Origin of the sequence: Stieleria varia (genome assembly GCF_038443385.1) — a bacterium.
Classification (GTDB): domain Bacteria; phylum Planctomycetota; class Planctomycetia; order Pirellulales; family Pirellulaceae; genus Stieleria; species Stieleria varia.
Window position 1 is genome coordinate 4625077 of the sequence record NZ_CP151726.1, and the last position, 13523, is coordinate 4638599.

The 13523-nt window shown below is 55.8% G+C and carries 14 protein-coding genes; 13 read left to right on the forward strand and 1 reads right to left on the reverse strand.

Annotated elements, in window-relative coordinates; translation table 11 throughout:
- Nucleotides 1-170: 170 nt before the first annotated feature.
- The 13 genes from Pla52nx_RS15560 to Pla52nx_RS15620 all read left to right on the forward strand — a co-directional run bounded on the left by Pla52nx_RS15560 (nucleotide 171) and on the right by Pla52nx_RS15620 (nucleotide 11253).
- Nucleotides 171-617: a universal stress protein gene (locus tag Pla52nx_RS15560; protein ID WP_197455127.1), complete on the forward strand. Its 447-nt coding sequence runs from the start codon at nucleotides 171-173 to the stop codon at nucleotides 615-617.
- A 174-nt stretch (nucleotides 618-791) separates the two neighbouring features.
- The gene (locus tag Pla52nx_RS15565) at nucleotides 792-1625 is read left to right on the forward strand and encodes an FAD/NAD(P)-binding protein (RefSeq protein ID WP_231742832.1); all 834 of its coding nucleotides are present in this window, start codon (nucleotides 792-794) and stop codon (nucleotides 1623-1625) included.
- A complete protein-coding gene (locus Pla52nx_RS15570; RefSeq protein ID WP_146523567.1) occupies nucleotides 1622-2443 on the forward strand; it encodes an oxidoreductase in 822 nt (273 codons plus the stop codon). Before Pla52nx_RS15565 ends, Pla52nx_RS15570 begins: the two co-directional genes overlap by 4 nt.
- Complete coding sequence (locus Pla52nx_RS15575; RefSeq protein ID WP_146523568.1) at nucleotides 2440-3741, forward strand: Ni/Fe hydrogenase subunit alpha; 1302 nt, start codon at nucleotides 2440-2442, stop codon at nucleotides 3739-3741. The genes Pla52nx_RS15570 and Pla52nx_RS15575 overlap by 4 nt, the downstream gene beginning before the upstream one ends.
- Before the next feature lies 1 nt (nucleotide 3742).
- Nucleotides 3743-4231, forward strand: a complete 489-nt coding sequence (locus Pla52nx_RS15580; RefSeq protein ID WP_146523569.1) for a hypothetical protein — start codon at nucleotides 3743-3745, stop codon at nucleotides 4229-4231.
- Nucleotides 4206-4646, forward strand: coding sequence for a hydrogenase maturation nickel metallochaperone HypA (locus tag Pla52nx_RS15585; RefSeq protein WP_146523570.1), 441 nt, complete (start codon nucleotides 4206-4208; stop codon nucleotides 4644-4646). The genes Pla52nx_RS15580 and Pla52nx_RS15585 overlap by 26 nt, the downstream gene beginning before the upstream one ends.
- Complete coding sequence (gene hypB / locus Pla52nx_RS15590; protein ID WP_146523571.1) at nucleotides 4639-5310, forward strand: hydrogenase nickel incorporation protein HypB; 672 nt, start codon at nucleotides 4639-4641, stop codon at nucleotides 5308-5310. Before Pla52nx_RS15585 ends, hypB begins: the two co-directional genes overlap by 8 nt.
- Nucleotides 5307-7607: a carbamoyltransferase HypF gene (gene hypF, locus Pla52nx_RS15595; RefSeq protein ID WP_146523572.1), complete on the forward strand. Its 2301-nt coding sequence runs from the start codon at nucleotides 5307-5309 to the stop codon at nucleotides 7605-7607. The genes hypB and hypF overlap by 4 nt, the downstream gene beginning before the upstream one ends.
- Nucleotides 7598-7855, forward strand: a complete 258-nt coding sequence (locus Pla52nx_RS15600) for a HypC/HybG/HupF family hydrogenase formation chaperone (protein ID WP_146523573.1) — start codon at nucleotides 7598-7600, stop codon at nucleotides 7853-7855. Before hypF ends, Pla52nx_RS15600 begins: the two co-directional genes overlap by 10 nt.
- A complete protein-coding gene (gene hypD, locus Pla52nx_RS15605) occupies nucleotides 7852-8961 on the forward strand; it encodes a hydrogenase formation protein HypD (RefSeq protein ID WP_146523574.1) in 1110 nt (369 codons plus the stop codon). Before Pla52nx_RS15600 ends, hypD begins: the two co-directional genes overlap by 4 nt.
- Complete coding sequence (gene hypE / locus Pla52nx_RS15610; protein ID WP_146523575.1) at nucleotides 8958-10010, forward strand: hydrogenase expression/formation protein HypE; 1053 nt, start codon at nucleotides 8958-8960, stop codon at nucleotides 10008-10010. The genes hypD and hypE overlap by 4 nt, the downstream gene beginning before the upstream one ends.
- Nucleotides 10011-10277: 267 nt before the next feature.
- Nucleotides 10278-10760: a hemerythrin domain-containing protein gene (locus Pla52nx_RS15615; RefSeq protein ID WP_146523576.1), complete on the forward strand. Its 483-nt coding sequence runs from the start codon at nucleotides 10278-10280 to the stop codon at nucleotides 10758-10760.
- 37 nt (nucleotides 10761-10797) lie between these two features.
- A complete protein-coding gene (locus tag Pla52nx_RS15620) occupies nucleotides 10798-11253 on the forward strand; it encodes a CBS domain-containing protein (protein WP_146523577.1) in 456 nt (151 codons plus the stop codon).
- Between the two features lie 411 nt (nucleotides 11254-11664).
- On the opposite strand, the gene Pla52nx_RS15625 is transcribed toward Pla52nx_RS15620, so the two are convergent.
- Complete coding sequence (locus Pla52nx_RS15625) at nucleotides 11665-13206, reverse strand: sulfatase family protein (RefSeq protein WP_146523578.1); 1542 nt, start codon at nucleotides 13204-13206, stop codon at nucleotides 11665-11667.
- Between the last annotated feature and the right edge of the window lie 317 nt (nucleotides 13207-13523).

The following is a 13523-nucleotide window of genomic DNA, read 5'->3' on the forward strand; positions in this document are numbered from 1 at the left end:
CGTTGGTGGCGTGGGCTGGGCTGATCCGTCACTCGTCCGCAAAGCTTGTGCCGCAACACCAATTCTGTAGCTCGTTGTTACAGTGTGCCGCATGGCACTGCATTTGCATTAACACAGTCGCCACCAAGTACACCGAACATACTCACACGAGAACGGATGAGGCTGCGACGATGTCTGGACTGCGACCACAAAAGACGCTCGTTCCGATTGATTTTAGTGATCTGGCATACGATGCTTTGGAACGTGCCCTGGAAATCACGGATCCTGATGGTTACGTCGATGTCGTTCACGTCTTACCGATCCTGTCAGCGATGGAACTCGGCTATCTTTACGGTAATCTGACGGATGATTCGCGGATCGCGCACGTGACAAAGATCTTGAAGGAGCGATTCGCGGCCGTGAAATATGACCGAGTGGAACTGCACATTGCGATCGGCGATCCTGGCAGCCACATTGCCGAGCTTGCGAAGCAGCTGAAAACAGATTTGATCGTCATCCCCTCGCATGGTTACGGTTTTTTGAAGCACTTGCTGCTCGGTTCTACGGCAGAACGTGTGATACGATTGGCTACCTGTCCTGTGTTGGTGTTGCGTGAATCGTCAGAATCGCCAGAGTAGCGTGGGCGAATCCGCGCGGTATGTGCGAGGTGCGTGCGGCAGTGCACAGATCACAACGGCCGTGACATCGACAAACATGTCTATCGAACAAAAGATCTGCAATCCGCTTGAGTTTCTGGGACGACAAAACCAGTGCCGAATATTGATGACGAACCGTTTACAAAGAGGCAATCCTTGTCTGATCCTTGGCGTGTCATGCCAGCGGAGATCGTCGGCATAGACGACGAAGTTCGTTCGGTGAGGACCTACCATTTGCGGCTGAGCGACAGTGGTGATGCGGCGAGCTATCGCTTGCGCGCCGGGCAGTTCAACATGCTGTACTTGCCGGGGATTGGCGAAGCCGCCATATCAGTCAGTGGCGATCCGAGTGACTGCCACGAATTGGTCCACACCGTCCGAGCGGTCGGAAACGTCACCAACCGGTTGGCGTTGTCCACCGTCGGCACGACGTTGGGCGTTCGCGGACCGTACGGTTCGCATTGGCCGTTGGAACAGTGCAGCGGTTGCGATGTGGTTTTGATCGCGGGAGGGATTGGGTTGGCACCGCTGCGTCCAGTGATCTACGAATTGTTGGCCAAACGCGAGCGTTTTGGCCGCATCTGGTTGCTGATGGGGGCACGCAGTCCGTCCGATCTGCTTTACGCGACTCAGTACATGAATTGGTCGTATGAAGGCATCACGGTGCAGACGACAGTCGATCGACCGACCGATGATTGGTCGGGAAATGTTGGTGTCGTCACACCGCTGGTGGAGCGTCTGGAGCTTGATCGCCCCAATCAAACGGTGGTGATGACTTGCGGACCAGAGATCATGATGCGGTTCGCTGCAAGGTCGGCGCAGCGCATCGGTGTGTCGACTGATCACATTTGGGTTTCTCTGGAACGAAACATGACGTGCGCCTTTGGCCATTGCGGGCATTGTCAGTTTGGACCCCATTTCATTTGCAAGGACGGACCCGTGCTGAGATACGACCGCGTCGCAGCGTTGTTGGAGGTGCGATCGCTATGAGCAAGTCAACGACACGCAAGCGGTTGGGAGTTTTTAAGTTTGCTTCGTGCGACGGATGCCAGTTGTCGCTGTTGAGTTGCGAAGACGAGTTGTTGGATGTCGCCGACGCGGTGGAGATTGCTCATTTCCTGGAAGCCTCCAGCCATATCGGTGAGGGACCCTACGACTTGGCATTGGTCGAAGGCTCGATCACGACGGCAAGGGATGCTCAGCGAATCTTGGAAATCCGTCAACAGTCGCGCAAACTCGTCACGATCGGTGCGTGCGCGACCGCGGGAGGAATCCAAGCCTTACGAAACTGGGCCGATCATGCGGAGTACTTGCGGCTGGTTTACGCGAATCCACAGTACATCGACACGTTGGCAACGAGCACGGCGATCGAAGAACACGTGGAGGTTGATTTTCAGCTTCGTGGTTGCCCGATCGACAAGATACAACTACTGACGGTGATCAAGGCGATGATCACGAATCGTCGTCCGAACATTCCGACACACAGTGTCTGCATGGAATGCAAACGCAGGGGAACGGTGTGCATCGCAGTCACGACCGGTCAGCCTTGCGTCGGCCCGGTCACTCAAGCCGGATGTGGGGCAATTTGCCCCGCCTATGACCGACCGTGCTACGGATGCTTTGGGCCTGCCGAGCAAGCGAATTGTGAGCCGTTGTCGGACCACTACTTGGCATCGGGAACGTCTCCGCAGCATTTGATCTCGCAACTGCGCAACATGAACGCAGGGGCACGCGTCTTTCAGATCGAAAGCGATCGTGTCGAGCGTGGCAGACCGAAACTTATTTCAAAATCCGAGACGAACTCATGACAGACGGATCGACTCGCAAGATTACCGTGGAGGCGCTCACTCGCGTGGAAGGCGAAGGCGCGCTGCACGTTCGGCTTCGCGATGGCGGAGTCGAAAGCGTGAAACTGTCGATCTACGAGCCGCCCCGATTCTTTGAAGCGTTCCTGCAGGGACGACGTTTGGAGGAAGTGCCCGATATCACCGCCCGCATCTGTGGAATCTGTCCGGTTGCCTATCAAATGACATCCGTGCACGCGTTGGAACAGGCCTTGGGAGTCGAAATCACACCCGAGATCCGCATCCTGCGTCGCTTGCTCTACTGTGGTGAGTGGATTGAGAGCCACGTCCTGCATATTTACATGCTCAACGCACCCGATTTTTTTGACTCACACAGTGGGATCGAACTGGCAAAGCGGTTTCCCGACGAAGTCACCCAGGGGCTGAGGATCAAGAAGGTTGGCAATCGGCTATTGGAGATCCTGGGCGGACGTGCGATCCATCCCGTCAACGTCCGCGTCGGCGGTTTCTACAGGTCTCCGGAGGTTTCGCAGCTGACCGAGCTGCTGCCGGACTTGGAGTCCGCTCTGGATGCGGCGATTGAGTCGGCACGATGGGTGGCCGGATTTGACTTTCCTTGTTTTGATCTGCCGATGGAGATGGTCGCGTTGCAACATGACGAGGAATATCCGATGAACGAAGGTCACATCGCGTCCTCGGCGCGGCCAAAGATCGCTGTGGCTGACTACGAGAAACACTTTGCCGAAGTCCACGTACCGCATAGCACGGCACTGCAGTCGGAGATCGGTGACGCAGGGGCTCCGTATTTCCTGGGACCGCTGGCGCGTTTGCGATTCAATCACGAGAGACTTTTTCCGCAGGCAAGACGCTTGACCGATGAATTGTTTCCCGATGGACCGACCGAGAATCGCTTTCATTCGATTCTGGCGCGCAGCATCGAAGTCGTTCATTCGCTGATCGAAGCGATCTCGATCATCAAGTCGTTTCGCCCACTGAAGCGTCCTTTCGTGGAGTACACGCCGTGCAACGGATTTGGTTGCGCCGCGACGGAGGCACCGCGAGGGATGATCTATCACAGCTATCAGGTCAACGACGTCGGCGAGGTGGTCACGTCAAAGATCGTTCCACCGACGTCACAGAACCAAAAACAAATCGAACTCGATTTAGTCGGATTTCTGCCATCGATCATCCAACAGTCCGACGATCGCGTGGCGGCGGAATGCGAAAAGTTGATTCGCACGTACGATCCCTGTATCAGTTGCAGCACTCATTTCCTCCGATTAACGATGGAGCGCCGATAGCATGGTTCGCGACAAGCATACTTTGATCATCGGGATCGGCAGCCCACACGGTGACGATCAAATCGGCTGGTTGGCGATCGATGAGTTGTTGTTACACGGTGAACTACCCTGCCGCGCGATCAAGGTGAGTAACCCACTGCAATGCTTAGATCATTTGGACCGCGCCGAGCGGGTATTGATCATTGATGCGGCCGTGGGAATGGACGTTTGCGTGTTGAGTATGCGGTATGACGCTTCATCGCAGTGGGATGATTGTGCTACGATCAACACCAAGGACCCGCGTGGAACACATGATCTTGGACTGCCCAGTGTCTTGGAGTTAGCGTTGAACCTAGGGCACCGCGTTGATCACGTCGAGATTTGGCTTGTTCGGGGATCACAGTTCCAGCCGCTGTCGGCAGTCAGTGAGGCGGCGCTGGCGGGGACTCACGAATGTGTACAGCGAATTGTTCAGGAGGTAGCCGATGCACGAAACATCCTTGGTGCGTAGCTTGCTGCGGCAAGTCAACGATGTGCTTGCTCAGAACGGTGGCATCGCCGCGAAAGAGATCGTCATTGAGATCGGACCACTGTCCGGGGTCGAGCCTGATTTGGTCGTCAGTGCGTTTGAGCAATTGGTCCCGGGCACACGCTTGGCCGACGCAGTCTTGAACATTCAATTCACTGACTTGTTGGTCAAGTGCCGGCAATGTGATTCAGTGTCTGAGGTCCAAGGATTTGTGTTCCGCTGCAACGCGTGCGGTTGTCGTCATGTGCAGGTGATTTCGGGTGATCAAGTGCTGTTGAAAACGGTGACCATCGTGGACTCAAATGTGGATGAATGCATGGATCATCGATCGGATCGGGACAACGACCGAAAGGTCGCGAGTGACTGTGGTTTGGCCGCGGGAGCACAGCATGGCTGAGACGATTGTGAGAGTGAACCGCGATGTGCAAGCCGACAAGAGAGCGGCGGCCCAGACGCTCCGCGAAGAAATGACACGGCGCGGCACATTCGTCGTCAACCTCGTTTCATCACCGGGCGCCGGGAAAACAAGCCTGTTGGAAGCCACCTGCCGTCACTGGGGATCGCGATTCAAGATGGCCGTCTTGGTCGGCGATTTGGCAACCGACCGAGACGCGCAACGGTTGGCTCCGTTGGTGCCAGTTGAGCAATTGACCACGGGCGGTGCGTGTCATTTGGAATTGAGTTTGGTGAAACGAGGGCTTGCGATGCTACCTCAGATCAATTTCGATTTCTTATTCATCGAGAACATCGGTAACCTCGTCTGCCCGGCGTCGCATGACTTGGGCGAGCATCTACGTGTCGTTGTGCTCAGCACAACGGAAGGCGATGACAAGCCGGGAAAGTATCCCAAGATGTTCCGCACCAGCCAGTTGATGGTGCTGACGAAAACGGACCTACTGCCTTACGTCCCGTTTTGTGTGGACAATGCGACCGAGGACGCACGGCGGATCCAGGGAGACGTGGATGTTCTGCAGGTTTGCTCGATCCATGATGACGGGATCGATGCGTGGTGTGAATACTTGCAACGCAGTCGACGTGAGATGTTGGAGCGTTTGTCGTGAGCGTCGTACGAACCGAATGCGAGCAGCAGCCATGCCGAAACTTTGTACTGACGGGACTCGTCCAAGGTCGTGGTGTGCGTCCAGCCGTTTCACGCTTGGCGGTTCGTTTTGGACTGCGCGGTTTTGTCCGCAACTCCGCCGAGGGAGTGGACGTGACGGTTACCGGAGATGTTGACGGTTTGACAGCGTTTGCTGAGAAACTTGGTCAGACCTACCGAATCGCGAATGCATGGACAAGCGATGCGGGAGAGCAGTTCGATGGATTTGTGATTCGAGAAAGTCGGGTGGAGGGAAGTTTCGCCACCGTCGTTCCCACTGACGTGGCGATTTGTTCGAAGTGTATCGCGGATCTCAGCGACGGCAATTCGCGTCGTTTCGGCTACCCCTTTACCACTTGTACCCAGTGCGGTCCACGATACTCCATCTTGGCTGCGATGCCATTCGACCGGCAGCGAACCAGTATGCATGAGTTTGCGATGTGCAACGCGTGTCACAGTGAGTACACCGACGCCGCCGATCGACGATTTCATTCGCAGACCAACTGTTGTGCCAACTGCGGCCCGAGATGCTGGGTGACCGATCAATACGACAATGTTCTAGAGAGCGGTCCGGGATTCTTGTCTTTCATCGCCGACGCGATCGTCAGTGGACAGATTGTCGCGGTCAAGGGACTGGGTGGCTATCAGTTGATGTGCGATGCGACGCAGCGGGATGTCGTGGCTGAGCTTCGAACGCGAAAACACAGAGCCAGAAAGCCGTTGGCAGTGTTGGTTCGTGACTTGAGAATGGCGGTTGAGATCGCAGAGATTGATTCCGGATCGCAGACGCAGTTGAGCGACCCTGCAAACCCGATCGTGATCATGCCGGCGAAGAACAACGGGTTGCTTGCAGAGGAGATCTCACCGGGATTGAACACGGTAGGGGTGATGTTACCGGCAACCGGATTGCACTGGATGATCGCAGATCGAGTTGCTCGACCTTTAGTGCTGACCAGCGCGAATCTGTCTGGCGGAGCGATCGTGTATCGAAACGATGATGCCATGAGTGCCTTGAGAGAAGTTGCCGATCTCTGGCTTCACCACGACCGCGAGATTCTTCGCCCGATCGATGATAGCGTCGTTCAATTCGTTGCCGGGCAATGCATGACCGTGCGGGCGGCGCGAGGAATCTCCCCGATGTCATGGTCGCGGTCTGTGCCATCGTCGGACACGATCGTTTCCTTGGGTGGACATCAAAAATGTTCTATCGGAATCGCGACAACCTCTCACTGGCTTCTCGGTCCGCATATCGGCGACCTGGAGACGGAAGAGACACGGTCACGGTTCATGGAAGAAACAGCCGCATGGCAAAAACTCATCGGAAATAGAGTCGGCTCGTACGCTTGCGATCAACATCCCGACTACTTCAGCTCCATGCTGGCGGAGAAATCCGGCCAATCCGTCGTTCGGGTTCAGCACCATCACGCCCATGTCGTGTCCGCTGCGTTCCAGCACGGGTTACTAGATCAACAAGTGCTGGGGATCGCGTTTGACGGCAGTGGTGCAGGGAGTGACCAGACCATTTGGGGAGGCGAGATACTGATCGCGAGTCCATCAGAGTGCAACCGTGTGGGATATCTGCAGCCGTTTCGATTGCCCGGAGGAGCAGCAGCCATCCAGCAACCGTGGCGGACCGCTCTTTCGTTGATTTCGCAAGTGTGTGACGGTAATGAATTAGATGCTTGGATTCACAAGTTCACCGACCGGCTCGATTTATCGACGGCATGCTTCATGATCGACAACGCCCCCATGACGACCAGCATGGGGCGGTTGTTTGATGCGGTTGCGGCGATTTCGTTGGGTATTTTTCAGGCGGATTATGAAGGCGAGCCGGCGATGCGACTGGAGTCGGCTTGTGACGAAAGTGAAACCGGCAGCTATCGGTTTGAGTTGCACAGCGGCGATTCGCTGCTGCTCGATTGGAGGCCTTTGCTAGTCGATTTGTTGGAGGATCTGCCAAGCTTGTCGTCTGGTCGGATTGCGATGAAGTTTCATCGTGCGGTCGCAAACGCAGTCGTCGAAGTTGCGGGACGCTTTGCAGGTTTTCCGGCGGTCGTTTGCGGCGGCGTCTTTCAAAATCGCTTGCTGTTGAAATTGATCCACGACCGAGCGACTGCACTGGCGGTTGACATTCGGTTTCCCGGCTCGATCCCAACGAATGACGGCGGCTTGGCGTTGGGACAGTTGATCGCTGCGTCAGCGATGACACCGCACTCGGGAGAAGCTCATGTGGCCAGAGAGGATTTGTCATGTGCCTAGGTGTTCCAGGACGCGTTCAAGAATGGCTTGATCAGGACCCACTGTTTGCCCGGGCTCGGGTCGAGTTTGCGGGAGTTTGTCGAGATGTTCATATGGCTTGTGTGACCGATGCCAAGGTCGGTGACTATGTCGTCGTCCATGCCGGGATCGCAATCTGCATTGTCGATGAACAGCAAGCCCAAACGACGCTTGGGGAGTTGTCTCGATTGGACAAAATGGATCGTGATGACGAAGCGGAGAAACCATGAAGCATGTTGATGAATATCGTTCGTCCCAACAGGCGAAGACGCTGGTCGATGAAATTCGCCGCATCTGCACGCGACGCTGGGCTTTGATGGACGTCTGTGGTGGTCAAACGCACGGTTTGCTCCGCAGTGGCATTCAGCAGCAATTGTGTCAGACGGTTGAGCTGATCCATGGCCCGGGATGTCCCGTTTGTGTGACACCGCCGGAACTGATTGATTGGGCCGTGGCAATGTCGCATCAGCCCAAGACGATTGTGGCAAGTTTTGGCGACATGTTGCGAGTGCCTGGCAATCGGGACTCGTTGTTGGATGCCCGAAGCCGAGGAGGGAGTGTGCGGATTGTGTACTCGCCGATCGACGCGGTGGAACTGGCGAGTCGGCATCCCGATCACATCATCGTATTCTTTGCCGTCGGTTTCGAGACAACGGTGCCGGCGACCGCTTTGGCTGTATTGCAGGCTGCCCAGCGAAAGCTGATGAACTTCTGTGTGCTGCCGGCGCATGTCCGCGTGTTGCCGGCGATGAGAACGCTTGCCGCCAGCGAAGACAATCGCGTCCAAGGATTCTTGGCCGCAGGTCACGTCTGCGTCGTCACCGGTTTTGACTGTTATGAATCGTTTTCCAATGAATACAAGACTCCCGTTGTCGTGACCGGGTTCGAGCCGCTCGATCTACTCGGCGGGATTTTAGCGTGTGTGACACAGTTGGAATCAGGCGAACACCGAGTCGAGAATCGTTTTGGACGCAGCGTTTGTCGGCAAGGAAACTTGGCAGCAGCGGATCTGATCGATCAAGTCTATGAAGTAGCTGACAGCAATTGGCGTGGTTTTGGCTTGATCGCTAGCGGCGGCTATCGTCTCCGTCGTCAGTGGCAGGAATTTGATGCGTCATATCGTTTCGCTCGTTGTTTCTCACCACCCATCGTTGACCGGGATGTCTGTCGGGCGGCGGATGTCATGTCGGGCAGGATTGAGCCATATGAATGTGCCGAGTTTGGCAAGACTTGTGTTCCCGAGTCTCCGCTCGGCGCTCCCATGGTTTCCAGTGAGGGCGTCTGCGCTGCCTACTTTCGATTCGCGCCGTTGGCTCAAACAGGAGAGCATTCATGAAATCAAACCAGGGAGTCAACTGTCCGCTTCCCTCGACGGCGAGTGATCGCATCACACTGTTGCATGGCGAAGGCGGCCGAGTGATGCGTCGATTTTTACGCGAACGCGTTTTGGGGCGTTTGGGGGAATATGATGTTCAGATCGATGCCGACGCTGCGGATCTGGGTCAGTTCGAGGGCGAAGTCGCGATCACGACGGATAGTTTTGTCGTGTCCCCGAGATTCTTTCCCGGCGGTGACATCGGCTCATTGTGCGTTCACGGTGTGGTCAACGATCTTTCTGTGTCTTGCGCGACACCGAAGTACATGACGTTGGCGATCATCGTCGAAGAAGGCTTTGCGATCAGCGAGTTTGACCGGATCGTTGATCGGATTGCCGGTGCCGCCAAAGCGTGTGCCATCAAGATCGTTGCGGGCGATACCAAGGTCGTTCCCAAGAATTCCGTCGACGGGATGTTTCTCAGTGCGACGGCGGTCGGTGTCTTTCGAGAACCGCGATTGGTCGGTCCCAAGAGATTAAAGACGGGTGCAAAGCTGATCGTATCGGGACCGATAGGTGAACACGGTTTTGCCGTGTTGTGTGCGAGAGAGTCACTTGGATTCACGCCTGCACCGAAATCCGATTCATCGCCGTTGCAGTTGGCGACTATGGCATTGCATGCGGCGCTGGGGAGCGATCTATTTGCGATGCGTGATGCGACTCGCGGCGGCGTCGCGGCAGTTTGTCACGAATGGGCCGAAGCGTGCGGAAATGCGATGTGGATCGACGAATCACAACTGCCGCTGTCCGATTCCGCACGCGGCGTCAGCGAGATCTTGGGACTCGATCCGCTATTCGTGGCCGGAGAAGGCGTTTTTGTCGCGGCAGTGGCAAGTCATAGGGCAGACGATGCGTTGCAAGCATTGAGGCGGGTGGAGATCAGCCGACATGCGTGCGTGATTGGCGAAGTCCAGCCGTGCCGCGTCTCACCTGTGCTGGTGCGGCGCGGTGTTGGTGTCGACCAACCCTTGGATGAACCGTTGGCCGCGATGCTGCCACGGATCTGTTGATAGCTGTTCCAAACACGTAGCCGAGCCTCTCCGAGGCTCGAAAGTTCGCGTCTCGGAGAGACGCGGCTACGTGATTTGGAAAAACCGACAGTCTGTCGATTTATGTTGTTGGGTAACGAATTCGCCCAGGCTCACTATCGCCAAATATCGGGATTCCGTGAGGGGATTTTCCTTGCATGGCATCGTAATTGCATGGTCGAATGAATGTTGTGCGGAATTCGAGTCCCATCGCATGAGTCTGGCGATTCACGTGGCAAGAGGTAAAGCATGAGCACGAATATCGACAGCAGTCTTTGTCAGATCTTTGCCGATTGGCGAGACGACGACCTTGCCTTGCAGTCTCAAATCGACGAATTGCGTAGGTGGATGGCGGAAGTCACCCAGCTTGGCATACCGCGTTTCGGTGAAATGGCGGGCAAGCTCAAGCCGCTGCAAGACTACATCCACAATCACTTCGCCCGCGAGCTTTCACTGCTGGAGCGACTGGTGGACAAGTATCCCGAAGTGGCTGATCAGGTTGATGCGGTGCGTCGGCAGACAAACCATGATCACGACGTGCTGGGCAGACGCCTGCAGGAGTTCATTGATCGATTGAATCAGCCTGATCCACCGTTTGATTCATGGACGGCTGCGATCGATGAGCTGGAATTGATTGTCGATGCCTTGGAACAACACGAAGATCAGGAGTCAGAGAGCTTGCACATTCTGATGCCCAAGGAATGCGAAGTGGTGGAGACCAAACCAAGATAGTCTGGGCGAACACAACAGCGACTAAAGGACAATTGCCATGATCGATGAGAAAAAGCTTGGTTCAAGCGTTTCCGATCTGATGTCATGCGACGTTGTGACGATCCGTTCGGACGCGACGATCGGCGAGCTGCTGGAGTTGATGCAGCGCGAACAGGTTTCGTCGGTGCCGGTGGTCGATGATGGGCTGTGTGTCGGCATGGTGACGTCCACCGATCTGGCGAGGCTGATTCGCGACACGAACGAAGTGCTGCACAGTGACTACCCGCACTATGAAGACTGTGTGTGGGCAGTTGATTTGGCACGCCGAAAATTCAAAGAAGATCCCGTGGTGGAAATCATGCAAGGAGGGATCGTGAGCGTCGCGCCGACCGACGACATCAGCCAAGCTGCGAAAAAGATGATGACGCAGCGTGTCCACCATCTCGCAGTGATGGACAACGGCAGACTGATCGGTTTTCTGTCATCCTGTGATTTCGTACGAGCACTGGGGTAGATGGCGGCTCATTAAGTCAATAGGCCACTTGACGCAGAAGACACTGCCAACTGGATTACACCGGAGTGTCCAACGCTGCTTCCGCCTACACCTTCGGAAACTGCTGACTTAGTGAGCCGTGACGCGTCAGCGGCCGGGCCCCTAGCCCGGATGATTCATAACCCGACGCGTAAGCGAGGGATACTCGGTAAATCCCTCGCTTACGCGTCGGGTTATGAAAAACAATCTGCATTTCCCAACGATGTCACAACTCATTGTCAAGAATCTGTTTGCGCTAAAATCAATCAGCCGCATGAATAATCCGGGCTAGCGCACTGCCCGGTGCCTTACGGCCCACGGCTCACCCTTGCGTTCCTGATTTCGATTTAATCAGCAGTCTCCTTCGGCTGCGGGTCAAACGCAGGCAAACTTCTAATCCGGGGCGTACTCTGCTTCACTCATCCAAGTCAGATCGCTCCAATAGGGAGTGTCGTTCGGCTGTGAAGCGCCGGAGGTTGATCTGCCGTTGCGAACGATGTCGGTGATTCGCTTCGTCAACACCGCAACCCGTTCAGGGTACTTGCCCGCGACGTTGTTGGATTCGCTGGGATCGCTCGCCAAGTCGTACAGTTCGATTTTTGATTTGCGATGTGGCATGATGAGTTTCCAATTCCCGTCCGTGATCGCTAATCGTCCTGCGGCGGAGTGATGGATCAGCGGAACTCGTGTGTGAGGCAGATCGGGTGAACGAAGCAAGCCGGCAAAGCTCTGGCTGTCGGGGGCGGCGTCGGGCGGTAACTGGATCGACAGCAGGTCAGCGATGGTTGCCGTGATATCGATTTGTCCAACGAGCGCATCGGAGCGACGTCCCGGCGACGCGATCCCGGCCGGCCACCGCAAAAAGAAAGGCACTCGATGGCCGCCTTCGTAGATGTCGCGTTTGCCGCCGCGATAGGGTCCGTTGCTGTGATGCGCGAACTCCTTCACGCGCGCTTGCCAAGAATTCTCGGGACCGTTGTCACTGGTCACGATCACCAGCGTGTTTTCGGCGAGTCCGCTGGCATCGAGATGATCCAACAGTCGGCCGATATGGTGGTCCGTTTCGATCATGAATTCTCCGTATCCACCACACTGGCCTTGGCCCCAAAACTCGGGCAATGGGCAGACAGGATAATGAGGTGACGTCAGTGGCAGATACAAAAAGAACGGCTTGTCCTGATTCACTCCTTGTTCGTGCCGATCGATCCACTGGATGGATTTATCGGTAAAGGTCGTCAGGCATTCGTTGTCCACAAAATCCTTGGCGATCTCCATCCCGGGTTTGCCCAAGACCTGTTTGGTTTCCTGCGGCGTCGCTTGGTAAGGAGGCATGATTCGGTAGTCGACATGCCGATCGTTTGGTTTCTTGGCCGTGAACAGCGTCGGCGGAACTTTCGCGTAGCGGCCTTCGAACCAAGCCAATACGCCGTAGTTGAGAGAGGCGGGAATGCCAAAGAAATACTGAAATCCTTTGTCCAGCGGCATGTCCTGCACGGGTTGCGTCCAGTCGCGAGAATCTTCGGTGCCGGGGAAATCCATCCCGAGATGCCACTTGCCGACTATCGCGGTATCGTAGCCGTTCTGAGCCAACATGGACGCGATCGTCATCCGATCATCGGCGATCAAGCACTTGCCTTCGGCCCCCATGACCCCACTCTTGAGCGTCGTGCGCCAACTGTACCGGCCAGTCAGCAATCCGTACCGAGACGGCGTGCACACGGTGTCGCTGCAGTGTCCATTGGTCAGCGTCAGCCCTTCCGCAGCCAAACGATCCAGATTCGGAGTCTTGAACTTTGAATCTGGATTCAAACAACTGGCGTCCCCAAACCCTTGGTCATCGGTGTAGATGATGATGATGTTCGGCTTGTCGACCGGATGTTGAGCAATGCAAGGCAATGTGGTCAGCAGACAAACGGCGAGCGATAGAAGTCGCATGGTAGTTCTTGGGGCATGATGAGGACGCGGGACGCGTCGTCAATCATGTCTAAGTGGTCGCCTGAAATCAATTGTGGTGAGGGAATTCTGGCGAATCCCATTACGCGGTGGTGAGGGAGTTCTGGCGAACAAATGGCGAAGCCAATGTAGTGGACCTGTAAAAGTCGCGCACCGGGAAAGAGATCGACAGAACAGCCAAGAACTTGGCGTGAGTTCTGGCCGTTCCGCAAGAAGATAACCGCCAACCCGTAAGCCGACGGAACTGATGGGGGTTTGCACTAACTGATACCTTTGACGAACCCTCGCTCGATTTGCGG

Excerpts from the sequence above, each read along its gene's own strand:
- Pla52nx_RS15560 (WP_197455127.1), top strand. The coding sequence starts at position 171 with ATGTCTGGACTGCGACCACAAAAGACGCTCGTTCCGATTGATTTTAGT.
- Pla52nx_RS15570 (WP_146523567.1), top strand. The coding sequence starts at position 1,622 with ATGAGCAAGTCAACGACACGCAAGCGGTTGGGAGTTTTTAAGTTTGCT.
- Pla52nx_RS15575 (WP_146523568.1), top strand. The coding sequence starts at position 2,440 with ATGACAGACGGATCGACTCGCAAGATTACCGTGGAGGCGCTCACTCGC.
- Pla52nx_RS15580 (WP_146523569.1), top strand. The coding sequence starts at position 3,743 with ATGGTTCGCGACAAGCATACTTTGATCATCGGGATCGGCAGCCCACAC.
- Pla52nx_RS15585 (WP_146523570.1), top strand. The coding sequence starts at position 4,206 with ATGCACGAAACATCCTTGGTGCGTAGCTTGCTGCGGCAAGTCAACGAT.
- hypB (WP_146523571.1), top strand. The coding sequence starts at position 4,639 with ATGGCTGAGACGATTGTGAGAGTGAACCGCGATGTGCAAGCCGACAAG.
- Pla52nx_RS15600 (WP_146523573.1), top strand. The coding sequence starts at position 7,598 with ATGTGCCTAGGTGTTCCAGGACGCGTTCAAGAATGGCTTGATCAGGAC.
- hypD (WP_146523574.1), top strand. The coding sequence starts at position 7,852 with ATGAAGCATGTTGATGAATATCGTTCGTCCCAACAGGCGAAGACGCTG.
- hypE (WP_146523575.1), top strand. The coding sequence starts at position 8,958 with ATGAAATCAAACCAGGGAGTCAACTGTCCGCTTCCCTCGACGGCGAGT.
- Pla52nx_RS15615 (WP_146523576.1), top strand. The coding sequence starts at position 10,278 with ATGAGCACGAATATCGACAGCAGTCTTTGTCAGATCTTTGCCGATTGG.
- Pla52nx_RS15620 (WP_146523577.1), top strand. The coding sequence starts at position 10,798 with ATGATCGATGAGAAAAAGCTTGGTTCAAGCGTTTCCGATCTGATGTCA.
- Pla52nx_RS15625 (WP_146523578.1), bottom strand. The coding sequence starts at position 13,206 with ATGCGACTTCTATCGCTCGCCGTTTGTCTGCTGACCACATTGCCTTGC.